This is a genomic window from Amycolatopsis sp. FU40 (assembly GCF_021903635.1).
GTDB classification, from domain to species: Bacteria; Actinomycetota; Actinomycetes; order Mycobacteriales; family Pseudonocardiaceae; genus Amycolatopsis; species Amycolatopsis dendrobii.
The window spans coordinates 7,010,167-7,035,915 of sequence record NZ_CP091381.1 but is presented as its reverse complement, the minus strand read 5'-3'; the positions used below and the strand labels follow the sequence as shown (position 1 = coordinate 7,035,915).

Sequence of the window (25,749 nt, the reverse complement as noted above, 5' to 3'; positions counted from 1 at the left end):
CCCCGGCCGGGGCGGTGCGCCGTGATGGGCGTGCTGAACGTGACGCCGGATTCGTTCTCCGACGGCGGCCGCTACCTCGATCTCGACCAGGCGCTGGAGCACGCGCGCGAGATGTGGGCGCGCGGCGCGGACCTGATCGACGTCGGCGGCGAATCGACGCGGCCGGGCGCTTCGCGAGTCGACGCGGAGACTGAGGCCGCGCGCATCTTGCCGGTGATCCGGCAGCTGGCTTCCGAGGGCGTCGTGCTGTCGGTCGACACCACGCGGGCCGCGGTCGCGGAGGCTGCGGTGGCGGCTGGCGCGAAGGTGATCAACGACGTGTCCGGCGGGCTCGCCGATCCGGCGATGGGACGGGTCGCGGCGGAGACCAAGGTGCCGTGGGTGCTGATGCACTGGCGCGGGCACAGCAAGGACATGAACGCGTTGGCCACGTACACCGACGTAGTCGCTGAAGTGCGCGGCGAGCTGCTGCAGCGGGTCGACGAGGCGATCGCGGCCGGGGTCGCCGAAAGCGAGATCGTGCTCGATCCCGGTCTCGGGTTCGCGAAGCACGCCGAGCACGACTGGGCGTTGCTGCACGGACTGGGTTCGTTGCTGGAGTTGGGTTTCCCGGTTTTGGTGGGTGCTTCGCGCAAACGTTTCCTCGGCCGGTTGCTGTCTGGAAAGGACGGCGTGCCGAGGCCGCCGGACGGTCGCGAGGTCGCCACCGCGTCGATCTCGGCGCTGGCCGCGGCTGCGGGTGCTTGGGGCGTGCGAGTGCACGAGGTGGGAGCTTCACTGGACGCCGTGGCGGTGGCCGCGGCCTGGCAGCAAGGACGGGCCGATGGCTGACCGCATCACGCTCACGGGACTGCGCGTGTTCGGCCGGCATGGGGTCTTCGACCACGAGAAGCGCGACGGACAGGAATTCGGCATCGACATCGTCGCGTGGCTCGACCTCGGGCCCGCCGCGGCGTCGGACGACCTGACCAAGACGCTGCACTACGGCGAGCTGGCCGAACTGGCGGCGGGGATCGTCGCCGGGGAGCCGTACGACTTGATCGAGAGCGTCGCCGGGAAGATCGCCGACGAGGTCATGCGCGACGACCGGCTGACCGCCGTCGAGGTCACCGTGCACAAGCCCTCCGCGCCGATCCCGCTGACCTTCGACGACGTCGCGGTCACCGTCCGGCGGGAGCGGTGAGCCGCGCGGTCCTGTCGCTGGGCTCCAACCTTGGCGACCGGCTCGGTTACTTGCGCAGCGCGGTGGACGCGGTGCGCCCGGCGCTCGTCGCGGTGTCCGGCGTGTACGAGACGAAAGCCTGGGGCGTCGAAGACCAGCCGGATTTCCTCAATGCGCTGTGCATCGTCGACGACCCGGCGCGCGACCATTGGGCATGGCTGCGCGCCGGGCAGGCGGCCGAACAGGCAGCGGGCCGGGTGCGCGAGTTGCGCTGGGGCCCGCGGACGCTGGATGTCGACATAGTGACAGTGCAGGGGGTGCTCTCCGATGATCCGGAGCTGCTGCTGCCGCACCCCGGGACGCCGGACCGGGCGAGCGTGCTGATCCCGTGGCTCGAGATCGACCCGGATGCCGAGGTTCCCGGGCACGGCCGGGCCGCCGACCTGCTCGCTCGGTTGCCGGAAGCCGACCGAGCGGGCGTGGTCTTGCGGCCCGACCTGACCTTGTCTTAGGCCCGGCCAGCCGATTACGAGGCCCGCAGTGCCGCCAGCAGGAACTGCACTTCCTCCTGGCGGCTGGGGATCGCGGGCCAGCCGTTGATGGTCGCGAGCAGTTGCCAGTACCGCTCGGCGCGTGGATCCGCCCCGACGGCGATTCCGTCGGCCATCTTGTAACGGACCGCCGGGTCGGCCGGGTCCTGGTCCGGCCGGGCCGAGGCGGTCGCGATCGCGTCCGCCAGCGCCTGTCCGGCCGGGGAGTCCGGCGCGTGGCCCGCGTCGAGCGCGGACCGGGCGTCGGTCATCCAGGCGGCCCAGTTTTCCTGCTGCGCCTTGGTCGGCTGCTCGTACTCTCCCGCTTCCCGCGTGGCCGAATGCCGCTCGCTCATCGTGCGGATGGATTGCCGGAAGCCGGGGTCCTGCACGAGTTCGGCGAACTCGATCCAGGCCTCCAGCTGTTCCGGCGTCGGATCATCCGGAAGATCCGGTTTCGCCGATTGCATTCGCGCGTAGAACTCGGGATCGACATCGAGCCCCTGCATCATTTCGGCCCAGAACTCTTCCACCAAACGGCGGCGTTCCTCGTCTGGCATTTGGGCGATGCGATTCATCAGTTTCACTTCCTCCAGCTCGGAATCCCGTTTCAGCACCGCGCGCAATACCGCGCGGCGCAGCCGCAACCGCCGGATCTGCTCGTCGAGCGCGTCGACGTGGCTCGTCGCCAGGTCGCGCACCGTCGTCTCGCGCGCCAGTGCGCGGGACACGTCGGGCAGGCCGATGCCCAGCTCGCGCAGCGTCCGCACCAGCTCCAGCCGGGCGAGCGCGTGCGCGTCGTACAGCCGGTAGCCGGCGCCGGTCCGCTGCGTGGGCGGGAGCAGGCCCTCGTCGGAGTAGAACCGGATGGTCTTCACCGGCAGCCCGGTGCGCCGGGACAGTTCGCCGATCGTGAAGACCGTGGTGGCAGGCATGTCAGGCATCGTGGAGTCTCCAGTCGCTGGAGAGTCAAGCCTGCCAGAACGGGCTCGGTACGGTGGAGCCATGCACTTCACGCGGTCCCGGGACCTGGTCGTGGCCGCGGTCCTCGGCCTCGCCGTGGTCTACGTGCTGTTCCAGGCCGCTTACGGCGATCTGCCGCAGCTGCCGTTGCTCGCCGGGGTGACCTTCGCGGTGCTCGCGATCGCCGAGGCGGGTTTGGCCCTCTCGATCCGGTCGCGGATCAAGTCGGGCCGGGTGCACGGCGACGCGGTCGGGATCGCGCGGGCGGTGGCGCTGGCGAAGGCGTCGTCGCTGGCCGGAGCGTTTCTCGGCGGCGGCTGGCTGGCCGCGTTCCTCTACGTTTTCCCGCGACGTGACGAACTCGTCGCGGCGGTCTCCGACAGCAAGTCGGCGGTGGTCGGAACGGTGTCGTCGGCGCTGCTCGTAGCTGCCGGTTTGTGGCTCGAACACTGCTGCCGGACGCCACCGGAGGACCGCAGGGGAACGACCGGTTAACGCTTCGATGGCGCCGCTCGAAGTACCGACTAGGTCTCATTCGGATCACCGGAAGGTACGGTGTCAGGCATGACTGGCGTGGGTGACGACTCGCACGGCCGCCGCCCTGGCAGGCCGTGGCTTGTCGTCGGATTGCTCCTCGCCGTCGGCGCCACCCTCGCATTGGTGCTCAGCGACGACCTCCGGTACCTCCGGCTCGGGATCGTCGCGGCGCTCTGGGCTGCCCTGATCGGCGCCTTCCTGGCTGTGCGGGCCCGCAAGAACGCGGCGCACAGCGAGGACGCGGTCGCCGAGGCGCAGGCGGTATACGAACTCGAGCTGGAACGCGAGATCGCGGCCCGGCGGGAGTACGAACTCGAACTCGAGACGGAAACGCGCGAGGCCGCGCAGGCACAATCACGCGAAGAATTGGATGCGCTGCGTGCCGAAGTGGCTGCGCTCCGCGAAAGCCTGCAATCGCTGTTCGGCGGCGAAGTGCTGCTCGAACGCGTCGCGCTCACCGCGCAGGCGACCCGGATGCGCGCGCTGAACGACGAGCAGCGGCTCGTTTCGGCCGGTTCGGAAACCAAGAACGGCAATGGCAAGAAACCGGCTCAGCTGCTCGCTCCGAAGAAGCCGGTGGTCGACGTTCCGGAGCGGCCCACCGAATTCATGGACCGGGTTCTCGACGCGGCTCCCGCGGAGCGCCGCCGGACGCCCGCGAACGGGACCGCGAAGACCAATGGCGCCAAGGGGACTTCCGGCGCGAACGGCTCGATCAGCGCTGGATTGAACGGTTCCGGGCCGAATGACGACCGTTCGACTCAGCTGCGTACTCAGCAGATGCCGCGCCTCAAGCCGAAGCGTCCGGAACCGCCTGCCGGGCCGGAGCCGTTCGAGGACGAGGTCGAAGCGGACAGTCCCGCTCCGCGTGGCGGTCGCGATCCGCGGGCCAACCTGGCGGAGGCGTTCGTGCCCCGCGGCGACTCGGGCCCGCACGAGGGACGCGCCAGTGTGGCAGACGCTTTCGCCGCACGGGAGCCGCGAAACGGGGCACCGGAACCGCATGCCGGACGGTCCGCTCGTGGCGGTGCGCCGGAGCCGCAGGCTGAGCGAGGGCCTCGCGGGGCTGCGCCGAAACCGCGCGGTGAGCGGGCACCGGAGCCGTATGAAGCCGAGCGTCGTTCGGCGGGCGACTCTGGGTCGCACGTCATCCCGGAGCCGTTTGAACAGGACGGTCCTGGGGCGCGCAATGTGACTGAGCCGTTGCCGCGTGAGGCTGAGCGGGTCCGGGAGCCTCGGGGGCCGGTGGGTCCGCGGGCTGCTCGGCCGCAGAAGGACGTGCCGGAGCCGCCTCGGCGGCCCGAGGCGCAGCCGACTCGGACTGTCGCGCCGGTGAGCAAGCCGGAGCCGGTCAAGGAGGAGCGAGCGGTGCCTCGGCTGGCGGCGCGGCCCGCGCCGCAGCGGGAGGAGCGGCCGGACGCTGCTGAGCAGACTGCGGTTTCGCGGCCTGCTGAGCCTGCTCGACATGCTGAACCTGCGCCGAAGAAGGCGGAGAAGGCGGTGCCGGAGAAGGAAACCGCGGTTGAGTCGCAGACTCGGGCTCCGTCTCGGTTGGAGCAGTTCTCGCGGTCGGATTTGTCGCCGTTGGCGGAGGACACGCCTACTGGGCGGCATGGGGCTCCTGGGGCGGATGCGGTTAATCCGACATTGCCGGAGTCGGTTCGCAGTTCGGTGAGCAGTGGGACTGGGGGGCGGCGTCGGCGGCCTGAGGCTGAGGCTGCTCCGGCTTCGGGCGGTGGGCGTCGGAGGCGGCCGGAGGGGGAACCGCCTGCTTGGCAGGCGCCTGCTGAGGAGGCTGGTTCGGGGCATCACGCGTCGGGGCGGTCGGTTACTGAATTGCTTGCGGCTAATGGGAAGACTGAGGGGAGTCCTCGGCGGCGGCGTCGGGCGGAGGACTGAGTTGGCTCGTCGCCTGGTGGCGACATCGGCCCGGTCTTGGGTTGCGTGGGGCACCCCGTTGGCCCATTGTGCTGACGGTTCGGGGGTGCTTGTCAAGGCGGGAAAGATGCCTTGACAAGCACCCCCGAACCGCAGGGCGGCTTTGTATCGGGGTTGGGGGAGGGGCTGGGTGCCTCGCTGGTTGGGTGCGTCGGCTGCGGTGTCGTAGGTGGTGGGGCTTGCGCCCCAATGTGGCGTTGGGTGCATGTGACGCACCCAATGTGGCGTTCGGTGCGTCTGGCGCACCCAATGCCACATTGGGGCGCATCCCGGCGGGCGGGGGGCGGCGGTCCGTGAAGGGCTCCTTGAGGGAATCTAGGGTCGTGAAGGGGCCTCTCACGGCTGGTGGAGGGTCGTGAGGGAATCAGAGTCAGTGAGGGTGGCCCTCGCGGACTTCTGGGCGGGGGACGAGGGGCGCGGGCGGCATCGCGCGGTGGGCTGAAACCGGTGCGTCCAACCGGCATCCCTTGGGGGGCCTGCGTATGGTGACCGCTCGTGAACGGCACCCTTTCTGCCACGCCGCCTGGGTCTGCGGCCACGGGCTCTCGTTCTCGGCACCTCACCGTGCTCCTTCCGGTGCTCGGGTTGATCGTCGTGGCGTTGTGCGGGCTCTTTCTCTTCGGGCTCGCGACCGCGCGCGTCGGGTGGCTGGCGGTCGCGATCGGGGTGGTCGCTGCGTTGGTGCCGGTGGGCGTGGTGGTCGCTGGGTTGCTCTGGGTCGATCGGTGGGAACCGGAGCCGGCGAAGCTGCTTCTGATCGCTTTCGCTTGGGGCGCTTGCATTGCCACCGTTACCGCGTTGTTGATCAATACCGGGGCCGAGGCGTTCGGTGATCTGCTTCTCGGCGGTGGCAATGGCAGCAAGGTGAGTGCGCTCGTCTCCGCGCCGCTGGTCGAAGAAGCCGCGAAGGGCGTTTTCGTCCTGTTGATCTTCTGGCGGCGCAACGAGGAATTCGACGGGATCGTCGACGGCGTGGTCTACGCGGGTTTCGCGGCCGCCGGGTTCGCCTTCACCGAGAACATCTATTACTTCGGCCGCGCCTTCGCTGACCACGGCTTCGGCAACGGGACCAGCTCTGGCGTGCTCGCCGCTTTCCTCGTGCGGGGCGTGCTTTCGCCGTTCACGCATCCGCTGTTCACCGCGATGACCGGCATCGGATTCGGGATCGCGGCTCGGTACGCGCAGCGGTGGGTTCGGATTCTCGCGCCGCTGGCCGGGTATCTCGCCGGAGTGTTCCTGCACGCGCTCTGGAACGCGGCGGCCACGCTCAACGGCGGAAAGTCCTTCCTCACGCTGTATTTCCTGGTGATTCTGCCGCTGCTGATCGCCGCGATCTACGTGATCGTGTTGCAGCGTCGGCGAGAACAGCGGATCGTCGCCGCCGCACTGCCGAAGATGGCGGCTGCGCGGTGGATCGCGCCGTCGGAGATCGAGTTGCTCGCCAGTTTGCCTGGACGGCGGCAGTGGCGGAAGCAGGCACGCAAGCAGTCCGGGCGGGCGGCGGCTCGGGCGGTGGGGCGATATCAGGCGAGCGTGACTGAGCTCGCATTCTTGCGGCGTACCCGGTTGCGCACCGAGCAGGACCGGCAGCGGCAGGAAGAGTTGTTGCAGGCACTGCGGGACGCGCGGGCGGATGCTGTGCGATTGGCGAACAATCGCGACAGTCGGTGAACATTCCCCGTCCGGGGTAGCTCGACCGTGGCAAAAGTGGCGTTCCACCGGGGGATTCGCGGGCACGGCGACCGCGAGAAGCGGAACGCCAATAAGGTACGGGCGCGATTGGCCGCCCCGGGTGAAGCTGGTCACCCAGGCACCGCGATCCGGCCGGGGCGGGGCTACTCTCGCGCCGTCGTCTGGTACCCGCGACGAAAGAGCGGGACTGGAACGAACATGAGGAGTTTCGAGCCATGAGCGTCCACAGGCGCACGCCATGAACCGACCGGCCCGCCTTGCCGTGGGCGTCGTTTCCGCCGGCCGGGTGGGCAGTGTCCTCGGTGCGGCATTGGCCAGGGCAGGCCACACCGTAGTCGCCGCCTCGGGGCTGTCCGCGGCTTCGCTGAACCGTGCGGAACGGCTGCTGCCGGATGTCCCCTTGCTGCCGCCCGACGAGGTCGTGCGGAGAGCCGATCTCGTCTTGCTCGCGTTGCCCGACGACGCGCTCGCCGGCACCGTCCGTGGTCTGGTCGCTACGAATTCGGTACGGGCGGGCCAGATCGTGGTGCACACCTCGGGTGCGCACGGCATCGACGTGCTGGCGCCGGTCGCGGAAGCCGGTGCGCTGCCGCTCGCGCTGCATCCGGTGCTCACCTTCACCGGCCGCGAGGAAGACCTGGAACGTCTTGTCGCGGCGAGCATCGGCGTCACCGCCGCGCCGGACGACGACGCGGCGTGGAACGTCGGCGAGGCGCTCGCCGTCGAGATGGGCGCCGAACCGGTGCGGGTTCCCGAATCCGCGCGGGCGCTGTACCACGCGGCGCTGGCGCACGGCGCGAATCACCTGATGACGCTGGTCGCCGACTGCACCGAAACCCTGCGCGACGCCGGAATCGGGCATCCGGAACGACTCGTCGCACCGCTGCTTTCGGCGGCATTGGACAATGTCCTTCGCCACGGGGACCGCGCCCTCACCGGACCGGTCCCGCGTGGTGATCTCGGCACCGTCCGCAAGCACCTCGACGTGCTCACGGACCGGGCGCCGCAGATCGCCCCTGCCTACCGGGCACTGGCCCGGCGCACGGCCGAACGGTCGCGCGCCGCGGGCCTGCTCGATCCCGCGGCCGCGGGCGAACTGACCGATCTTCTCGCCGACCCCGCTGAAGGACAGACCCCGTGACGACACCGAAATTCCAGCGCGGAACGCTCAACACGTTCCAGCCGCCCGAGCACATCAGCAAGGTGACCTGGGGGCTGCGCAGCCTCGGCCGGAAGGTCGCGCTGGTGCCCACGATGGGCGCGCTGCACGCCGGGCACCGCGAGTTGCTGCGCCGTGCGAAGCGGCTGCCGAACACCGTCGTCGCCGCGTCGATCTTCGTGAACCCGTTGCAGTTCGGCGAGGGCGAGGACTTCGAGGCGTACCCGCGCCAGCTCGAAGCCGACTTGGCGACATTGTCCGAAGCGGGTGTCGAACTGGCCTTCACACCGAAGGCTTCGGACCTGTACGCGGACAACGCGATGGTCACCGTGAATCCCGGCCCCCTCGGCGACGAGCTGGAGGGCGCTGCCCGGCCCGGGCATTTCTCCGGGGTGCTGACGGTCGTCGCGAAGCTGTTCAACCTGCTGCGGCCGGATTACGCGTTCTTCGGGGAGAAGGACTACCAGCAGCTGGTGCTGATCAAGAAGATGGTGGAAGACCTGAACATCGGCACCCGCGTGATCGGGGTGCCGACGGTCCGGGAGCGGGACGGCCTCGCGCTGTCCTCGCGCAACGTCTACCTGACGCCGCAGCAGCGGGAAGACGCTGTGGTGCTGTCGGCCGCGCTGACTGCCGGCGCGTACGTCGGGCGGGAGGGAGCTGACGCCGTGCTGGACATGGCGCGGAAGACGCTCGAGGCCCGTCCCCAGGTGGAAGTGGATTACCTGGAATTGAGGGGAACCGATTTGGGGCCGGCTCCCGTCGATGGAGAGGCGCGGTTGCTGGTCGCTGCCCGGGTGGGGAGTACCCGGCTGATCGACAACGCGGGAGTGCTGCTCGGAAAAGCCGTGGAACATCCGAGCGGGGATCCGGACGCAGGGGAATAGGGAGAGTCTGCGATGTATCGCACGATGCTGAAATCGAAGATCCACCGGGCCACGGTGACCCAGGCCGACCTGCACTACGTGGGCTCGGTCACGGTCGACGAGGACCTGATGGAGGCCGCCGATCTGCTCGAAGGCGAGCAGGTGTCCATTGTGGATGTCACGAACGGCGCGCGGCTGGAGACCTATGTCATCACCGGCGAGCGCGGCAGCGGCGTGCTCGGCATCAACGGAGCCGCCGCGCATCTGGTGCACCCCGGCGACCTCGTCATCCTGATCGCCTACGGGCAGATGGACGACGCGGAGGCGCGCGCGTACCGGCCGCGAGTGATCTTTGTGGACGATTACAACCGGATCGTCGAGCGCGGAACCGACCCGGCGCACGCCCCGGACGGATCGGGCCTGCTGAGCGGCACGGTCACGCTGCCCGAAGAGGACACGATGACCTTCCCGGTGGCCGAAACCGCGGACGCGCGCCGGCTCGACGCGTTGCTGCACGCCGAAAACTGACCTGTACCGGCGGCGGTCGCGAGCCGCAGTAAGGAAGACCTCGTTGCTGCTCACTGTCGACGTCGGCAACACCAATATCGTGCTCGGCCTCTACGAGGGCGCCGAATTGGTCGGTGACTGGCGGATGCGCACCGACGCGCGGATGACCGCGGACGAACTCGCGCTCACCGTGCGCGGGCTGCTCGGCCCGCACGCCGACGCGGTCACCGGGATCAGCGCGCTGTCCACGGTTCCCGCGGTGCTGCGCGAATTGCGGGTGATGCTCGGCCGCTATTACGCGCGGGTGCCGAAGGTCGTGGTCGAGCCCGGCGTGCGCACCGGCGTCGCGCTGCTGGTCGACAATCCGAAGGAAGTCGGCGCGGACCGGCTCGTGAACACCCTTGCCGCGCACCATTTGCACGCCACCGCGTGCGTGGTCGTCGATTTCGGAACGTCTACAAATGTCGACGCGATCTCGGCCCGGGGCGAATTCCTCGGCGGGGCGTTCGCCCCGGGCATCGAGATCTCGGTGGACGCGCTCGCCGCTCGCGCGGCCGCGTTGCGCAAGGTGGAACTCGTCCCGCCGCGTTCGGTGATCGGCAAGAACACCGTGGAGTGCCTGCAGTCCGGCATTCTGTACGGGTTCGCCGGTCAGGTCGACGGGCTCGTCCGGCGGATCGTGCGCGAATTGCAGCACGACAGCTCGGATCCGGTCACGGTGATCGCCACCGGCGGGCTCGCCCCGTTGGTGCTGGGCGAATCCGAGACGATCAAGGAGCACGTGCCGGACCTGACGCTGCTCGGCCTGCGGCTGGTGTACGAACGGAATGTGCGTTAGCCGAACTGCTCGGCGAGGTAATCCTCGAAAGTGCGGGTGCCGGTGTCCGCGTCGAGGTTGAGGTTGCCGTCCGCGCGATAGACCTTTCCGGCCGCGCCGGGAATGCGCACCGGCATTTTCAGCCGTCGCCGCCCGCTAGCCCGCAAATATTTGTCGACCAGCTCGCCCATGCCGTACACCGTGGGCCCGGCCAGATCCCGAACTCGCCCGGCCGGGTCGCCGAGCGCCAGCCGCGCGATCCGCTCGGCCACTTCCCGTGCGTCGACCGGCTGGAAATTGATCGCGGGAACCGGCACGACCGGCAGTTTCGCCGCTGTCTGCACGGCATTGAGGCAGAAACCGTGGAACTGGGCCGCGCGCAGGATGGTCGACGGCACCTCCGACGCCGCGACAAGCTCTTCGGCCTCGTGCTTGCGGCGGAAATAGCCGAGCGGCACCGCGTCCGCGGCGATCACCGAAATGAAAACCAGGTGGCCGACCCCGGCGCGTTCGGCAGCGCGGACCAGGTTCGCCGTCGCCACGTCGTCGCCCTTCGGACCGCCCGCGAGGTGCACGACCACGTCGGCGCCGTCGACCGCGGGGGCCAGGCCTTCGCCGGTCATCAGGTCGCAAGCGAACCGGCCGGGGCCGTTCGCGGTGCGGCTGAGGATGCGCACCTTCGCGTCGCCGAGAGCGGGAACGACCAGCTTGCCGAGAGTTCCGGTGCCGCCGGTGACCAAGATCGTCGTCATGACAATTCCTTCCGGGTACAGTGCCGCTGGGCTTGGGCACTGGGGGTGTCCTACTGGGATGAACCCGCCCGTGGCCGAAATGTGACAGCCCGGCTTGCCCGCTCCGTCGAGGCTGGCGGTGGGGCGGGGGAGGGGTGACAGGTGGATGCTCGCGCGCTGCTCGCGGCCCGATTCGAGGAAGAGCGGCCGCGGTTGCGCGGGGTCGCTTACCGCATGCTCGGCTCGCTTGCCGAGGCCGACGACGCGGTGCAGGAAGCCTGGCTGCGCGTCGACAGCGCCGACATTTCCGCAGTGCAGAATTTGCCTGCCTGGCTCACGACCGTGGTGGCCCGGGTGTGCCTGAACCTGTTGCGCACGCGTGAACGCCGCCGCGAGGATTCGCTGGACGCGTTCCCGCTCGACCGCCGCGACGACGGCGCGGACCTCGCCGAAGAAGCCCAGCTGGCCGATTCCGTCGGCCTGGCGATGCTGGTGGTGCTCGACGTTCTGGGCCCGGCCGAGCGGATCGCGTTCGTGCTGCACGACATGTTCACCGTGCCCTTCGAGGACATCGCGCACATCCTGGACCGCAGTCCGGCGGCTGTCCGGCAGTTGGCCAGCCGGGCCCGCCGGGTGCGTGGCGGCGAAGCCGGGCCGGCCGATGCGAGCAAGCGGCGCGGAGTCGTCGAGGCGTACCTGGCCGCTGCTCGCGAGGGAGACTTCGCGGGACTGTTGAAGGTGCTCGACCCTGACGTCGTGCTGCACTCGGACACCGGCGCGGCACCCGTGGTGCTACGCGGCGTCCGAGCGGTCAGCAAGGGCGCGCTGCTCGCTTCGGAAGTCGCGCGCAGCACGCAGGTCGCGGTGGTCGACGGCGTTCCCGGGCTGGTGCTCGCCCCGCGCGGGCGGCTGGCCGTGGTCCTCACGTTCGTTTTCGACGGCGACCGGATTACCGGGATCGACGTGATTTCCGCGCCGGAGCGGCTGCGCGGGCTGGAGATCGCGCTCGGCTGAAGATCAGTGGAACAGTTTCAGCCCGACGACCCCGGCGACAATCAGCACGAGACAGGTGATCCGGCCGACGGTGAGCGGATCGTTCATCGCGACGATCCCGTACACCGCGGTCCCCACCGCGCCGATGCCGACCCACACCGCGTACCCGGTGCCGAGCGGAATTTCGCGCAAGGAATACGCGAGGCCGGACATGCTGAGCAGCAGTGCGCCGCCGAACAGCACGCTCGGCCAGAGCCTGCTGAAGCCTTTCGAGGCGCCGAGCGCCGCGGCCCACACGGTTTCGAGAAATCCGGAAACGACGAGAACGAGCCAGGCCATGATCAAGAACCTTTCGCAGTGACGGATGCGTTCACTGCGCCGTCTTGTCGTCACCGGGTACGACGCGCTCGTCCGGGGCGGGAGCACCGCCGCTTCCGAAATTAGCACTCCGGAGCCGGAGCGAGGTGGTGATTTCGGTCGCCGCTCAACTCCGGCGAGCCCGTAGAACAGTGGTGACCAGCGGGTAATCGAATTCACCTGTTCCGGTCTCCGGAACAGTTTCCAGGTAAGCGCGGGCTTGCGCGAGCAGTTGGCCGCGGTCCTGCTCGGACGCGATCAGCAGATGCGAATGCGTGGCCACGGTCGCCAGCAGCGAATCGATCGAGCGCCGGTGCGTGTGCGCGAACCGGTCCTGTTCGAACGGACCGAAGCCGTCCGCACGCAGCGTTTGCTCCGAATCGGCGAACCCGCGGCTGATGCCGGTGCGGACCAGCCGGGCGAATTCGAGCACCCACGGCACGGATTCGTCCTCGTGATTCCACAGTGCCACCACGGCCCCTCCCGGCCGCAGGACCCGGCGGATCTGCGCGAACGCCGGTGCCAAGTCGAACCAGTGCAGGGCCTGTCCGACGAACACCGCGTCCACCGATTCGTCCGGCAGCGGGATGTCCTCGGCCTTGCCGAGCAGCGCGGGGACGGCCGGAAGCCGCCGGGACAGTTCGGCGAGCATGCCCGGATCGGGTTCCACCGCCGTGACCGAGCGGCCGAGAGCGGCCAGACCCTCGGTGAGTTTTCCGGTGCCCGCCGCGAGGTCCAGCACGTCGCGTACCGGTCGGTTTGCTCCGGACATGCCCCATTCGAGTGCCGCCCGCGGATAGTCCGGCCGGTGCCGGGCGTAGGCGCTCGCCTGGTCCCCGAACGAAGAAGCCCGCCGGGCGTGCAGTTCCGCATCAGTGCCGGGATCGCTCACGAGTAACCACCCTAATACCGTGAGTGCCCCGGAAGGGGAATCCGGTTGACGCGGTTCACCAGCGTGTTCGTACGCTATGGCCATGACCGAATTCCCCGCGTCCGACGCACTGCCCGATGACGACCTGCCCGAACAGATGCGGGTGCGCCGGGACAAGCGCGACCGGATAATCGCGGAGGGCGCCGATCCTTACCCGGTAGAGGTTCCGCGCACGCACACTCTCGCGCAGATCCGTGCCGAACATTCCGGTCTCGAAGCCGACACCAGCACCGGTCAGTCGGTCGGCGTCACCGGTCGCGTCATGTTTCTCCGCAATACGGGCAAACTGTGTTTCGCCACTCTTCGTGAGGGCGACGGCACGGAACTGCAGGCGATGCTGAGCCTCGCGCAGGTTGGGCCCGAGTCTCTCGCTTCGTGGAAGTCCGATGTCGATCTCGGCGATCACGTATTCGTGCACGGCGAGGTGATCACCTCGAAGCGCGGCGAGCTTTCCGTGCTGGCCGACAGCTGGCAGATCGCGGCGAAGTCGCTGCGCCCGCTGCCGGTGGCGTTCAAGGAGCTGGCCGAGGAAACGCGAATCCGCCAGCGTTATGTCGATCTGATTATGCGGCCGAAGGCGCGCGACGTGGTGCGCACGCGCTCCGGCGTGATGCGCTCGCTGCGCGAGTCGTTCCACCGCCGGGGATTCACCGAGGTCGAGACGCCGATGCTGCAGACGCTGCACGGCGGTGCCGCGGCCCGGCCGTTCGTCACGCATTCCAATGCCTTCGACCTCGATCTGTTCCTGCGCATCGCGCCGGAGCTGTACCTCAAGCGCTGTGTGGTCGGCGGGATCGAGAAGGTTTTCGAGATCAACCGGAACTTCCGCAACGAGGGCAGCGACTCCTCGCACTCGCCGGAGTTCGCGATGCTGGAGTACTACGAGGCGTACGCCACTTACGACACGAATGCCGTGATGACCCGCGAACTCATCCAGGAGGCCGCGGAGAACGTGCTCGGCACCCAGGTCGTCACTCTCGCCGACGGAACCGAGTACGACCTTTCCGGCGAATGGACGACACTCGGCATGTACGAGTCGCTCTCGGAAGCACTCGGCGAGGAAGTGACGCCGGATACTCCGGCCGAAGCACTGCACAAGATCGCCGCGGCGCGCGAGATCGAGGTGGATCCCAAGCTAGCGCACGGCAAACTCGTCGAAGAACTGTGGGAACATCTCGTCGGCGACGGACTGCACGAACCCACATTTGTCCGGGATTTCCCGCTCGAGACCTCTCCGCTCACCCGGCAGCACCGCAGCCGCGAGGGCGTGGCCGAGAAGTGGGACCTGTACGTGCGCGGTTTCGAACTCGCGACCGGATACTCCGAGCTGGTGGATCCAGTGGTGGAACGGCAGCGGCTCACCGAACAGGCGCGGCTCGGGGCCGCCGGGGATAGCGAGGCCATGCGTCTCGACGAGGATTTCCTCCGCGCGCTCGAGTACGGAATGCCGCCGAGCGGCGGGGTCGGAATGGGGATCGACCGGCTGCTCATGGCACTGACCGGGCTCGGTATCCGGGAGACGATCCTCTTCCCGCTCGTACGGCCTGAATAGCTCGCGGCCCCGCCGCACGGTCGGATTTTCTCAATGCGGATTTGCCTACGGCGGGGCAAGCGGGTATTAATATGGGTGTCAAAGACTTCTGTAGCTCGGGGCTTGCCCCGAAACCAGATCATGTAGCCAGATCATTCGGGTAAGCCCCGCAGGAGGAATCAGATGGCACAGAAGGTGCTGGTCTCTCTGGTCGACGACCTCGACGGCAGTGAGGCGGAAGAGACCGTTGAGTTCGGTTTGGACGGTGTGAGCTACCAGATCGACCTGTCGGGCGAAAACGCCGAGGAGCTGCGCGACGCGCTCGCACAGTATGTCGAGCACGCTCGCCGCGCCGGCGGCCGCAAGCGCGCGCCGCTGCGTCCGGTCGCGGGCGGCAAGTCCCCGGCCCGCCCGGCCGCGGTCGACCGCGAGCAGAACCAGGCGATTCGCGCGTGGGCCCGCAAGAACGGTTTCCAGGTTTCCGACCGCGGGCGCATCCCGTCGGAGGTCGTCGAGGCTTACCACAAGAAGAACTGACCGGGCATTTCCGGAACTCGCGGATGCGGTCCTCCGGTTAGCGAACCGGGAGAACGCACCGCGGCGGAGACCGAGTCTTCGCGCACTGCACGCCAAACGGCCGTCGGGAACATTCCCGGCGGCCGTTTGGCGTTCCGCATTAGTTTCCCGGCTTTGCGCCGTCCGGCGTGCTCGACATCAGCCGGCGAGCGGAACGGGCGTACTCCGCGGGAGGGGTTCCGGTCACTGCGGCGAAATCGCGGATGAAGTGAGGTTGGTCGCTATAGCCCAGCCGAGTCGCCAGATCTGCGTAATCCGGCGGGATCGGTGCGGCGAGCAACCGCGCGGCTTCGTTGAGGCGGTAAATCCGGATCGCCCACTTCGGCGTTGTTCCGACGTGCTCGGCGAACAACCGCTGCACTGCCCGGACCGACAGTCCGAGTGCCGCCGCCAGTTCCGCGACCCTGGTGATCCCCGGATCCGCGGCGATTGTTTCCACTGCCTCCGCGGCCGTCCGGGGCGCGTGCGGAATGGGACGGCGGCGTGCGATCAGCAAGTTGTCGATTGCAGTGATCATTTCCTCGTCCGTCCGCGCATTCCGGATGGATTCTTCCGCGGCCGCGGCGGCCGGCCCGAAGACCTCGGCCACGTCCGCCGCGCGATCGGCGAGGGTGCGCACCGGGGCGTCGAGGAACGGGCGGAAGCAGCCGGGCCGGATCCTGGCCCCGATGCCGTGCACGCGTCCGTGCAGCCGGTGCGTGAAAAGCTGGTGCGCCGGACCGTAAACCCCGCACGCGCCGGGGAAGAACGTCACGTGCACCGACAGATTGGGCAGCACGTGCTGGTCGTGGGGTTCGGTCAGGTCCCAGCGCAGGATCCAGTGGTGTTCCACGAAATCGCGCAGTTCCGGGGCGGGCGGATGCCGGGTCAGCGTGAACTTGGTGCGAGCCGTCCGCTCGTTGAGGATGCCGCTCGGGATCCGCCGCATGGCTGAAAACAGTAGAGCGTCGCGTAATTTCAAGACGGCCGCCGTGCTGCGTGGTTGGCTTGGGTGCATGTCGAATCACTCCGGACTGCTCGCCCCCGCCGCCGCCGAACTGCGGCGCGTCGCGGCGGCCGCCCCGTCGCTGACCGCGCCCACCGCATGCGCCGAGTACGACGTTCGCGGCCTGCTCAACCACCTTCTCTACTGGGGTCCGTGGCTCGCCGCCGCGATCCGGCACGAGCCCTACGAACCGCCCGCGCCGAGCGAGGCCGAGGCGTCCCTCGTCGGGGACGACTGGCCGAAGGCATTGGAAGCGATGACCGACGACGTGCTCGCCGCGCTCGCTCCGCCGGAAGCGTGGACCGGCACCATCACCTTCGGCGGCTCCGAGCTGCCCGCCGCGGTCGTCGGGGACATGGTGCTCGGCGAACTGGTCGTGCACGCCTGGGACCTCACGCGGGCGAGCGGCACTCAGCTGAACTGTCCGGACGAAACCGCCGAAGTCGTCCTCGCGTTCGCGGCGGGGATGGGCGAAGAGGCCCGCAAGGGCGGCGTTTTCGGTCCGGAAGTCGCGGTGCCGGAAACCGCACCGGTGCTGCATCGGGCGCTGGGCGCGACGGGCCGGGACCCATACGCCTGAAATTCCACTCGATGGAGATCATCGGGGGCAGATGCGCGGACAGCTTTCGCATTCCGCTTCGCCGGGTAGGAGGTAGGAGAAGCAACAGCTCTCTCGCCGCCGTTCCCAAACCCGATATCCGTCGTCGTTGACCGCCATCCGCAAGGTGGACGCCGAGGTCAGCGGGCGATACTGCGCGTCGAGCACCAGCGCGGCATCCGCGACGCCAGCGCCTTCGGCCTCGGCTGTCCCGCCTTGCCGGCCAACCCGCCACAGCGCGCCGTCCAACGCGTCTGTGGCGGCCGCCCAGAGCATGCGGCGGCCGAGCCGGGTGCCAGGCGCGTAGGCGCGGACGAAGCGGGCAGCGTGACCGACGAACTGCGCGCGCAGCACCGCGGCAAGCGCGCGCTCGTCGCGTACGACGGTGGCCTCCGGGCGGACGCCGCCCGGGTCGGTGGGCAGGCAGTAGAAGGCGTCGCCGAGCACGGCCATGCCCTCGGGATGCGGCCGGTCGGGGCCGAGACCAAACGCGAGCTGCTCCGGCTTGAGCGACGGCACCCGGCGCTCGTGGTGCAGCAGCAACGCGCCCACGTACGCGGGGACGTACAGGTACCACGACATCACGTAGCTGGCCGCCGTGCGCGCGGGTGCCGCGCCGTGCTGGTCAAGGAGCCAGTCGGTCAGCCGGGACCGCCATTCGACGAACAGCTCGGGCTGTTCCAGGAGGTCAGCGCAGCGGAACCAGCCCTCGGGGACGTCGCGGCGCAGTTCGTACCGGGCGCTGGTGCGCAGCAGGGAGGACTCGAGACCGTCGCCGATCTCGCGGGCGTCGTCGCGCGAGCGCTGCGGGTTCACCGGGCCACCTCCCGTTCCGGCCGTATGCATTAGGTGTGCCTAACCTTACATACGGCTCGAGATTGCGCCAATCGGGTGGTCAAGGAGTGAGACCACCCGGACGCGCGGGGGTGTTCGCGCTGAGCGGACAGGGGTGCCGGGGCGGAATCCTGATCCGGTCCCGTACGTTCGTGAGGGAGTAAAGGTGCAGCGCAACCGGATGAACAGCGGTGACCGACCGGGTCGCCGTCCGGGTGCGAACGGGCCGCCAGAAGCCCTAGTGGTACGCAAGCGCGACCGCTTGGCTACTAGAGTGGTCTCACGGTGCTGTCCGCCGCGGACGCGATCCGCGGAGGTTACGGGCCGCCGACGCAGCAGTCGAGGGAGTGCGCATGTTTGAGAGGTTCACCGACCGCGCGAGGCGGGTGGTCGTCCTGGCCCAAGAAGAGGCCCGGATGCTCAACCACAACTACATCGGCACCGAGCACATCCTCCTGGGTCTGATCCACGAGGGTGAGGGTGTCGCCGCCAAGGCGCTGGAGTCGCTGGGCATCGCCCTCGAGGGCGTGCGCCAGCAGGTCGAGGAGATCATCGGCCAGGGCCAGCAGGCGCCGAGCGGGCACATCCCGTTCACGCCGCGGGCGAAGAAGGTGCTGGAGCTGTCGCTGCGCGAGGCGCTGCAGCTCGGCCACAACTACATCGGCACGGAGCACATCCTGCTCGGCCTGATCCGCGAGGGCGAGGGCGTCGCCGCCCAGGTGCTCGTGAAGCTGGGCGCGGACCTCAACCGGGTCCGCCAGCAGGTGCTGCAGCTCCTGTCGGGCTACCAGACCGGCGAGAAGTCCGCCGAGAGCGGCTCGGGCCGCGGCGAGGGCACGCCGTCCTCCTCGCTGGTGCTCGACCAGTTCGGCCGCAACATGACCGTGCTCGCCCGCGAGGGCAAGCTCGACCCGGTCATCGGGCGCGGCAAGGAGATCGAGCGGGTCATGCAGGTGCTGTCCCGCCGGACCAAGAACAACCCGGTGCTCATCGGCGAGCCGGGCGTCGGCAAGACCGCCGTCGTCGAAGGCCTTGCCCAGAGCATCGTCAAGGGCGAGGTGCCCGAGACGCTCAAGGACAAGCAGCTCTACACCCTCGACCTCGGCTCGCTGGTCGCCGGTTCGCGGTACCGCGGCGACTTCGAAGAGCGCCTGAAGAAGGTGCTCAAGGAGATCAAGACCCGCGGCGACATCATCCTGTTCATCGACGAGCTGCACACGCTCGTCGGCGCGGGCGCCGCCGAGGGCGCGATCGACGCGGCCTCGATCCTGAAGCCGATGCTGGCCCGCGGCGAGCTGCAGACGATCGGCGCGACCACGCTCGAGGAGTACCGCAAGTACATCGAGAAGGACGCCGCGCTGGAACGCCGCTTCCAGCCGATCCAGGTGGGCGAGCCGTCGCTCGAGCACACGATCGAGATCCTGAAGGGCCTGCGCGACCGGTACGAGGCGCACCACCGCGTCTCGATCACCGACTCGGCGCTGGTCGCGGCCGCCACGCTGGCCGACCGCTACATCAACGACCGGTTCCTTCCGGACAAGGCGATCGACCTGATCGACGAGGCCGGCGCCCGGATGCGCATCCGCCGGATGACCGCGCCGCCGGACCTGCGCGAGTTCGACGAGAAGATCGCCGACGTGCGCCGGGACAAGGAGTCCGCGATCGACGCGCAGGACTTCGAGCGGGCCGCGCGCCTTCGCGACGAGGAGAAGCAGCTCCTCGGCCAGAAGGGCGAGCGCGAGAAGCAGTGGAAGGACGGCGACCTCGACGTCGTCGCCGAGGTGGACGACGAGCAGATCGCGGAGGTGCTGGCCAACTGGACCGGCATCCCGGTGTTCAAGCTCACCGAGGAGGAGACCACCCGGCTGCTGCGCATGGAGGACGAGCTCCACAAGCGCATCATCGGCCAGGAGGACGCGGTCAAGGCCGTCTCCCAGGCGATCCGCCGTACGCGTGCGGGTCTGAAGGACCCGAAGCGCCCGTCCGGTTCGTTCATCTTCGCCGGTCCGTCCGGTGTCGGTAAGACCGAGCTGTCGAAGGCGCTGGCGTCCTTCCTGTTCGGCGAGGACGACGCGCTCATCCAGATCGACATGGGCGAGTTCCACGACCGCTACACCGCTTCGCGGCTCTTCGGTGCCCCTCCGGGCTACGTCGGCTACGAAGAGGGCGGGCAGCTGACCGAGAAGGTGCGGCGCAAGCCGTTCTCGGTGGTGCTTTTCGACGAGATCGAAAAGGCGCACCAGGAGATCTACAACACCCTGCTGCAGGTGCTCGAAGACGGTCGGCTCACCGACGGCCAGGGCCGGACGGTCGACTTCAAGAACACCGTGCTGATCTTCACCTCGAACCTGGGCACCTCGGACATCTCGAAGTCCGTGAGCCTCGGCTTCTCCTCCGGAGCGGATTCGACGAACCGCTACGAGAAGATGAAGCAGAAGGTCAACGAGGAAATGAAGAAGCATTTCCGCCCGGAGTTCCTGAACCGGATCGACGACATCATCGTCTTCCACCAGCTCAACCAGGAACAGATCATCCAGATGGTGGACCTGATGATCGGCCGGGTCGAGACGCAGCTCAAGGCCAAGGACATGGAGATCGAGCTCACCGAGAAGGCGAAGGCGCTGCTGGCCAAGCGCGGCTTCGACCCGGTGCTCGGCGCCCGGCCGCTGCGTCGCACGATCCAGCGCGAGATCGAGGACCAGCTGTCGGAGAAGATCCTGTTCGGCGAGGTCGAGCCGGGTCAGATCATCGTGGTCGACGTCGAAGGCTGGAGCGGCAACACCGAGGACCGCGACGACGAGGCGCACTTCACCTTCCGCGGGGAGAAGCGTCCGTCTTCGGTTCCCGACGCTCCGCCGGTGAGCATCGGAGCCGCCGAGAACGGCGAGTCCGAGAACGAGTGAGCTAAGTAAAGAAAAAGGGCGGCTCCCAGGTTGGGGAGCCGCCCTTTTCTCTATTGTCGGGTGATGGGGTCTTCTTCGAGAATCTCGCGCCACGCCACGGCGAGCACCGCGCTTTCGCTGCTGAGCGACCGTCAGCTCGCCGAGCGGCTGGAATCCGCTGACGTGGTGTCCGAGGGTATCGGCGGCACCGGTGCCCGGCTGGATGTCGACGGGGTCCCGGTCTTCGCGAAGCGGGTGCCGCTTACCGCGCTGGAGCGGCGGCATCCGCATTCCACGGCCAATCTGTATGGCTTGCCTGCCTTTTGCCATTACGGCCTCGGCTCGCCGGAGGGATCGGCTTGGCGGGAGCTGGCGCTGCACGTCATGGCTAACGGCTGGGTCCTGAGTGGTCAGTGCGAGAACTTCCCTTTACTGCACCATTGGCGGATCCTGCCGGTTCCTTCGGGACGGGTGCCAGATCGCCCGCTGGAGGAAGACGTCGAGTACTGGGGCGGTTCTGATGCGGTCCGCAGGCGGCTCACGGAATTGCGGGACGCGTCGTCGAGCGTGGTTTTGTTCTGCGAGTATTTTCCGGCCAATGTGCATCGGTGGCTGCCTGGCCGTCTGGATCAGGTTGAGCGCCTTGCGTCGCAGATCGCCGATACGCTCTCGTTCCTTCGCGCGCAGGGAGTCCTGCACTTCGACAACCACTTCGAAAACTTCCTGACCGACGGCGATCGGTTCGTCCTGACCGATTTCGGCCTGTCGTTCGCGCGCCGGTTCGATCTGACTGCGCAGGAGGTGGCGTTCGCGGAGCTGAATGCGGGGCATGACCGGGCTTATGGGTCGATGTATTTGGTGAACTGGCTGGTGACCGAGGTGTGCGGAACCTGGGACCGAGAGAGCCGCTTGGCCGCGGTCCGTCAGGCGGCTGCCGGGGAGCTTGCGTTGCCGTCGCCGGTCGCCGAGGTGGTGGCTCGCCATGCTGCGGTGGCGGTGGCGATGAACGACTTTTACGGGCGGCTGCTGGAGGACCGGGAGACGCCTTTTCCGGCGACGCTTTTCGCTGGGTAGCGCGTCGGTCGTGAGTGGCAATCGCGGTTCTAACCGGGATTGCCACTCACGAGGTCGCGGCTGGTCGGCGTCATGGTCACTTAGCTTGGCAACCGTGTTTCGGCGGTAGCTCGCACTCGCGCTCGTGAGACGATTGCGGTGGGGATTTGGGGAGGGGAACTGCGTGGACGTCCTGTCGATCGACTTCGGTACTTCCAGCACGGTCGGCGTCTTGGCGGCCTTCGGGCGCGGGCCGCGGGCTATTGAGGTCGACGGGTCGGTCACCATGTCTTCCGCGGTGTACGCGGAGGAGGACGGGCGGCTCGTCGTCGGGCAGGACGCGGAGCGGCGGGCTCGGCTGGATCCCAGCCGGTTCGAGCCTCATCCCAAACGGCGGATCGACGACGGTGAGCTGCTGCTTGGCGACAGGGCGGTGCCAGTGGTCGACGCGTTCGCCGCGGTGTTGCGGCGGATGGGCGAGGAGGCCGAACGGCAGCTTTCCGGGGTTCCGGACGAGGTGCGGTTGTCGCATCCGGCCGGTTGGGGTGCGCAGCGGCAGCAGACGCTTCGGGCGGCGGCGGGCAAGGCCGGGTTCGTTCAGGCGCGGTTGGTGCCGGAGCCGGTCGCGGCGGCGGCGCATTACGCGACTCTGCGCGAAACGGGCGCGCCCAGCGGGCCGATCGCGGTGTACGACCTCGGCGCGGGCACGTTCGACTGTGCGGTTGTCGGCGCGGGGACCGCGGTGCTGGCGGAGGACGGGTTGCCGGATCTCGGCAGCCTGGACATCGACCAAGCCCTGCTGGTCCATATCGGACGATCGGTGTCGCACGCGGATCCGGCGCAGTGGCAACGGCTTCTCCGTCCGCAGACGACCAGTGACCGGCGGCTGCAGCGGGTGCTGCTCCAAGACGTCCGTGATGCCAAGGAAAGTCTTTCCCGGCACGCGCACACTGAGGTGCCGATGCCGGATCCGTTCGGCGATGTTCTCGTCACCCGTGCCGAGTTGGAAGCGTTGGTTCGGCCGAACCTGCTGCGCAGTGCGGAAATGCTCGCGGCGACGATCGCGCGGGCCGGGCTCACGCCGGATCGGCTCGGTGGCGTGTATCTGGTCGGCGGGCCCAGCCGGATGCCGTTGCTGGCCTCGCTGGTCGGGTCGACGCTCGGCGTGGTCCCGACGACCGAGGACCAGCCGGAGACGGCGGTCGCGTTCGGGTTGCATCACGTGGACGAGCGTCCGGCAGCGGCAACGCCGATGCCGGCACCGCATGCACCGGCATCCTGGCCGCCCGTCCAGTACCAGCCCGGCCCGGTCCAGCGGCCCTCAGCACCCATGCCACCGCCGCCTGGATGGCAGCCACAAAAGAAGAAGTCCCGCAAACCGCTGATCATCGGCGCGATCGCGCTGACCGTGCTGGTCGTCGCCGGAATCGTGACCGCCGTTCTCGTCACCCGCGGCGACGACAAACCGGCGGCGAATCAACCAGTCGCCCCGCCGATCACTTGCGCGGGTTCGCAACCAGCGCTCCCCGGCGAAAACGGGCTCACGAAGTGCATCCGCCGCCTGGCCGGTCCGACCATTCAAACCCGCGCCACCTGCTCCGACGACCCGGAACTGGCGAAAGCCTTGGGCGCGGTACGCAGCGCGTTGTGCCGCTTCCCGGACAAGACCACCGTCGCGTTCCACGAAGGACTCACTCTCGCCCAGGTCGAGCCCGGTGCGCGCAAGGACATGACAGGCCGCGTCGAGACCGACACCTGGCGCACGCGCACCGGGCTGAGCGGCCGCTACGTCGCCGGGGTCGGGCCGAAGCTCGGGCTGCTGATCTACCAGGCCGACGGCATCCCGGTGGTCGGCACGGTGATGGACACCAGCCCGTCGCACACCAGCCGACGGCCGCGGGACCTGGTGCAGTTCTTCGAGCAGACCGTCCAGCCTGGCGAATAGAGCTCAGTGCAGAGTGCCTGCCGACGTGGTCACGTCCTCGTGCACGGTCAAAGCGGTGTCCGCCACGATCGCGAGCGCTCGCGCGATCGAGTCCAGCGGCATCCGCGCTTCCTCCGGCACGTGCACGAAACCGCCGCGCAGTCCGGGAAACTCCGTCGCGATCAGATGCATCAAGCCGTAGAAGACTTGATTGCACACGTACGTCCCGGCGGTGTACGACACGGCCGCGGGCAGCCCCGCCGACTCGATCGCCGCGACCGCCGCTTTCACCGGCAGCGTGGTGAAGTATGCGGACGGCCCGCCCCCGACCACTGGCACGTCGACCGGCTGCGCACCGGCGTTGTCCGGGATCCGGGCGTCGATCAGGTTGATCGCCACTCGCTCCGGCGTGACGTGCTCGCGTCCGCCGGCCAGCCCGGCGCAGACGACCAGCTCCGGCCGGTGCGCGAGAATCGCGGCCCGCAGCGCCGGCAGCGACGCGTCGAACTCGCACGGCAGCTCTACCGCCACCGTGTCCGTCCGCCGCACCGCTGCCAGCGAAGCTGCCTGCCAAGAGGGGTTCGTCGCCGCTCCGGCGAAGGGCGCGAACCCCGTCAGCAGAACCGTCATCCGGCGGCCGGCTTCAGGTCGCCCGGGTAAAGGAACTCGTCGGACGGCTTGCCGTTGCCGTAGATCCACGCGTCGAAGAAGCCCTGCAAGTCCATGCCGGACACCTTCTCACAGTACTTCTGGAAGTCCTGCATGCTCGCGTTTCCGTCGTGGTGCACGGAGTTCCAGGTCTTGAGCACCTGGTCGAACGCGTCCTGTCCCAGGTACTTGCTGAGCGCGTGCAGCATGACCGGGCCCTTGGAGTACACGTAGGTGAACTCGTGGCCGGGCCCCATGTCGTACAGCTTGCCGTCCCAGAACGCGTCGCTGGCCGAGGCGACTGTGCTGAGGTACTTGGCGTCGAGATCCGTGCCGTTCTTCTGCGCCCACAGCCACGTCGCGTAGGACGCGAAGCATTCGTTGAGGCAGACGTCCTTCCAGTGGTCGACGGCGACCGTGTCGCCCCACCACTGGTGCGCGTTCTCGTGCACGATCGTGCTGATGTTGCCTGCGCGGCCGGAGTAGATCGGGCGGCTCATCGTCTCGAGCGAGAACCCGATCGGCTCAGTCAGGTAGATGCCGCCCGCGGCGTCCACCGGGTACTTGCCGAACTTCGATTCGAGGAAGTCGATGACCTCCGGCAACTGCGCGTCGGCCTGCTTCGTGGCGTCCGTGGTGCCCGGCGCGTACGCGCTGACGATCGGGGTGCCGTCGGCGCGCTTGCGATTGTTGAACGTCCACTTGTCGATCGCGACCGTGGTCATGTACGACGCGGTCGGGGTGTCCTCCGCCCAGACGTGCGTGGTGCCCGCGCGCGTCCGGTACTTGCCGACCTCGCGTCCGTTGGCGATGACGCCCCACTCGCTCGGGACGGTGATCGACAGCCGGAACTTCGCCTTGTTGCGCGGGGTGTCGTTGACCGGGTACCAGGTGGTGGCCGACTTCGGCTCGCCGGCCGCGAACGCGCCGCCGGACTTGGTGAACTGCCAGCCGTTCTTGCCGAGGTTCGGGTCGTCGATCGCGACCGGGACGCCGTGGTAGGCGACCTCGGTGGTGAACGGCAGGCCCTTCCACAGCGGCATCTTCGGCGTGATCACGAGTTCGTGGTCGCCGGTACGGGTGAACTTCGCGGGCGCGCCGTTGACCCGGACCGCGTCGACGGTGAGGCCGCGGAGGTCGAGGTCGAACGAGCTGAGCGACTGGGTCGCCTTCGCGTGGACCGTCTGGACTCCGGCGAGCTGGTGGGTGTCGGGAGCGTAGTTGATCCTGAGGTCGTAGTCGGAGACCTCGTACCCGCCGTTGCCGTCTTGCGGGTAGTAGCTGTCTCCGGCGCCGTCCGAACCGGGCGTTGGCTTGTCCCAGCCTCCCGGTCCGGCCGACGCGATCCCAGTGCCGAGCGTCAATGCGGTGAGGGTGGCTGCGACGGTCACTGCCGGGCGACGCCAGCGGTGCAGTGCTCTCATGGGCGCTCCTGTGTCTGCGGGTGAATCCTCCGCAACGTAGCGCCGGGAAGCCGGGCAGTAACCGCTTGGCGGCAGATTGTCCCGAAAGTCCACACTTCCGTCGGGCCCCGA

At 68.6% G+C, this 25,749-nt stretch carries 25 protein-coding genes and 1 riboswitch; of the genes, 17 read left to right on the top strand and 8 right to left on the bottom strand.

Annotation, left to right across the window (positions count from 1 at the left end; translation table 11 throughout):
- The first annotated feature begins 24 nt into the window (after positions 1-24).
- From folP to folK, 3 genes are read left to right on the top strand one after another with little or no spacing between them, the layout of a single operon-like run.
- Positions 25-831 carry a dihydropteroate synthase gene (gene folP, locus L3Q65_RS33055; protein ID WP_182895795.1) on the top strand — a complete coding sequence of 269 codons (807 nt, stop codon included), beginning with the start codon at positions 25-27 and terminating at the stop codon, positions 829-831.
- Positions 824-1,183: a dihydroneopterin aldolase gene (folB, locus tag L3Q65_RS33050; RefSeq protein WP_037808275.1), complete on the top strand. Its 360-nt coding sequence runs from the start codon at positions 824-826 to the stop codon at positions 1,181-1,183. Before folP ends, folB begins: the two co-directional genes overlap by 8 nt.
- Entirely contained in the window at positions 1,180-1,674 is a 495-nt protein-coding gene (folK, locus tag L3Q65_RS33045; RefSeq protein ID WP_182895794.1) for a 2-amino-4-hydroxy-6-hydroxymethyldihydropteridine diphosphokinase, read from the top strand. Before folB ends, folK begins: the two co-directional genes overlap by 4 nt.
- A 14-nt stretch (positions 1,675-1,688) precedes the next feature.
- Here the strand turns inward: folK and L3Q65_RS33040 are convergent, their stop codons facing one another.
- Positions 1,689-2,627: a MerR family transcriptional regulator gene (locus L3Q65_RS33040; protein ID WP_370648138.1), complete on the bottom strand. Its 939-nt coding sequence runs from the start codon at positions 2,625-2,627 to the stop codon at positions 1,689-1,691.
- Between the two features lie 70 nt (positions 2,628-2,697).
- On the opposite strand from L3Q65_RS33040, the gene L3Q65_RS33035 reads away from it, so the two are divergent.
- From L3Q65_RS33035 to L3Q65_RS33005, 7 genes are all read left to right on the top strand, one after another.
- Positions 2,698-3,150 carry a DUF3180 domain-containing protein gene (locus tag L3Q65_RS33035; RefSeq protein WP_182895792.1) on the top strand — a complete coding sequence of 151 codons (453 nt, stop codon included), beginning with the start codon at positions 2,698-2,700 and terminating at the stop codon, positions 3,148-3,150.
- A 69-nt stretch (positions 3,151-3,219) separates the two neighbouring features.
- Positions 3,220-5,091: a DUF6779 domain-containing protein gene (locus tag L3Q65_RS33030; protein ID WP_237597488.1), complete on the top strand. Its 1,872-nt coding sequence runs from the start codon at positions 3,220-3,222 to the stop codon at positions 5,089-5,091.
- 603 nt (positions 5,092-5,694) lie between these two features.
- A complete protein-coding gene (locus L3Q65_RS33025) occupies positions 5,695-6,801 on the top strand; it encodes a PrsW family intramembrane metalloprotease (protein WP_037808268.1) in 1,107 nt (368 codons plus the stop codon).
- Between the two features lie 259 nt (positions 6,802-7,060).
- Entirely contained in the window at positions 7,061-7,963 is a 903-nt protein-coding gene (locus L3Q65_RS33020; protein WP_237597487.1) for a Rossmann-like and DUF2520 domain-containing protein, read from the top strand.
- Positions 7,960-8,868 carry a pantoate--beta-alanine ligase gene (panC, locus tag L3Q65_RS33015; protein ID WP_237597486.1) on the top strand — a complete coding sequence of 303 codons (909 nt, stop codon included), beginning with the start codon at positions 7,960-7,962 and terminating at the stop codon, positions 8,866-8,868. Before L3Q65_RS33020 ends, panC begins: the two co-directional genes overlap by 4 nt.
- Before the next feature lie 12 nt (positions 8,869-8,880).
- Positions 8,881-9,375 carry an aspartate 1-decarboxylase gene (panD, locus tag L3Q65_RS33010; RefSeq protein ID WP_182895788.1) on the top strand — a complete coding sequence of 165 codons (495 nt, stop codon included), beginning with the start codon at positions 8,881-8,883 and terminating at the stop codon, positions 9,373-9,375.
- A 43-nt stretch (positions 9,376-9,418) separates the two neighbouring features.
- Positions 9,419-10,192, top strand: coding sequence for a type III pantothenate kinase (locus tag L3Q65_RS33005; RefSeq protein WP_182895787.1), 774 nt, complete (start codon positions 9,419-9,421; stop codon positions 10,190-10,192).
- Here the strand turns inward: L3Q65_RS33005 and L3Q65_RS33000 are convergent.
- Positions 10,189-10,923: an SDR family oxidoreductase gene (locus tag L3Q65_RS33000; RefSeq protein WP_237597485.1), complete on the bottom strand. Its 735-nt coding sequence runs from the start codon at positions 10,921-10,923 to the stop codon at positions 10,189-10,191. The genes L3Q65_RS33005 and L3Q65_RS33000 overlap by 4 nt on opposite strands.
- A gap of 141 nt (positions 10,924-11,064) precedes the next feature.
- Here L3Q65_RS33000 and L3Q65_RS32995 point away from each other — a divergent pair, with 141 nt between their 5' ends.
- Positions 11,065-11,916, top strand: coding sequence for a sigma-70 family RNA polymerase sigma factor (locus tag L3Q65_RS32995; protein WP_237597484.1), 852 nt, complete (start codon positions 11,065-11,067; stop codon positions 11,914-11,916).
- Positions 11,917-11,919: 3 nt separating this feature from the next.
- Here L3Q65_RS32995 and L3Q65_RS32990 read toward each other — a convergent pair whose 3' ends face one another.
- The gene (locus L3Q65_RS32990; RefSeq protein ID WP_037808251.1) at positions 11,920-12,234 is read right to left on the bottom strand and encodes a multidrug efflux SMR transporter; all 315 of its coding nucleotides are present in this window, start codon (positions 12,232-12,234) and stop codon (positions 11,920-11,922) included.
- Positions 12,235-12,267: 33 nt separating this feature from the next.
- A riboswitch (guanidine-III (ykkC-III) riboswitch) is annotated at positions 12,268-12,330 on the bottom strand.
- Positions 12,331-12,379: 49 nt separating this feature from the next.
- On the bottom strand, positions 12,380-13,144 hold the full coding sequence (locus tag L3Q65_RS32985; protein WP_237597483.1) for a class I SAM-dependent methyltransferase: 765 nt from the start codon (positions 13,142-13,144) through the stop codon (positions 12,380-12,382).
- Positions 13,145-13,226: 82 nt separating this feature from the next.
- Here L3Q65_RS32985 and lysS point away from each other — a divergent pair, with 82 nt between their 5' ends.
- Entirely contained in the window at positions 13,227-14,735 is a 1,509-nt protein-coding gene (lysS, locus tag L3Q65_RS32980; RefSeq protein ID WP_182895784.1) for a lysine--tRNA ligase, read from the top strand.
- A gap of 162 nt (positions 14,736-14,897) precedes the next feature.
- On the top strand, positions 14,898-15,251 hold the full coding sequence (locus tag L3Q65_RS32975) for an Lsr2 family protein (protein ID WP_009084272.1): 354 nt from the start codon (positions 14,898-14,900) through the stop codon (positions 15,249-15,251).
- Between the two features lie 139 nt (positions 15,252-15,390).
- On the opposite strand, the gene L3Q65_RS32970 is transcribed toward L3Q65_RS32975, so the two are convergent.
- A complete protein-coding gene (locus tag L3Q65_RS32970) occupies positions 15,391-16,218 on the bottom strand; it encodes a helix-turn-helix domain-containing protein (protein WP_182895783.1) in 828 nt (275 codons plus the stop codon).
- A gap of 67 nt (positions 16,219-16,285) precedes the next feature.
- Here L3Q65_RS32970 and L3Q65_RS32965 point away from each other — a divergent pair, with 67 nt between their 5' ends.
- Positions 16,286-16,855, top strand: a complete 570-nt coding sequence (locus tag L3Q65_RS32965; protein ID WP_237597482.1) for a TIGR03086 family metal-binding protein — start codon at positions 16,286-16,288, stop codon at positions 16,853-16,855.
- Between the two features lie 18 nt (positions 16,856-16,873).
- On the opposite strand, the gene L3Q65_RS32960 is transcribed toward L3Q65_RS32965, so the two are convergent.
- The gene (locus L3Q65_RS32960; RefSeq protein ID WP_237597481.1) at positions 16,874-17,689 is read right to left on the bottom strand and encodes a (2Fe-2S)-binding protein; all 816 of its coding nucleotides are present in this window, start codon (positions 17,687-17,689) and stop codon (positions 16,874-16,876) included.
- A 371-nt stretch (positions 17,690-18,060) separates the two neighbouring features.
- Between L3Q65_RS32960 and L3Q65_RS32955 the strand changes: the two genes are divergently transcribed.
- The 3 genes from L3Q65_RS32955 to L3Q65_RS32945 all read left to right on the top strand — a co-directional run bounded on the left by L3Q65_RS32955 (position 18,061) and on the right by L3Q65_RS32945 (position 23,587).
- Positions 18,061-20,610, top strand: coding sequence for an ATP-dependent Clp protease ATP-binding subunit (locus tag L3Q65_RS32955; protein WP_182895780.1), 2,550 nt, complete (start codon positions 18,061-18,063; stop codon positions 20,608-20,610).
- Positions 20,611-20,673: 63 nt separating this feature from the next.
- A complete protein-coding gene (locus L3Q65_RS32950) occupies positions 20,674-21,663 on the top strand; it encodes a serine/threonine-protein kinase (RefSeq protein ID WP_182895779.1) in 990 nt (329 codons plus the stop codon).
- A gap of 163 nt (positions 21,664-21,826) precedes the next feature.
- On the top strand, positions 21,827-23,587 hold the full coding sequence (locus L3Q65_RS32945; protein WP_237597480.1) for an Hsp70 family protein: 1,761 nt from the start codon (positions 21,827-21,829) through the stop codon (positions 23,585-23,587).
- A 3-nt stretch (positions 23,588-23,590) separates the two neighbouring features.
- Here L3Q65_RS32945 and pcp read toward each other — a convergent pair whose 3' ends face one another.
- Both pcp and L3Q65_RS32935 read right to left on the bottom strand, forming a co-directional pair.
- Positions 23,591-24,196, bottom strand: a complete 606-nt coding sequence (gene pcp / locus L3Q65_RS32940; RefSeq protein ID WP_237597479.1) for a pyroglutamyl-peptidase I — start codon at positions 24,194-24,196, stop codon at positions 23,591-23,593.
- Complete coding sequence (locus L3Q65_RS32935) at positions 24,193-25,638, bottom strand: M1 family metallopeptidase (protein WP_182895776.1); 1,446 nt, start codon at positions 25,636-25,638, stop codon at positions 24,193-24,195. The genes pcp and L3Q65_RS32935 overlap by 4 nt, the downstream gene beginning before the upstream one ends.
- Positions 25,639-25,749 lie beyond the last annotated feature (111 nt).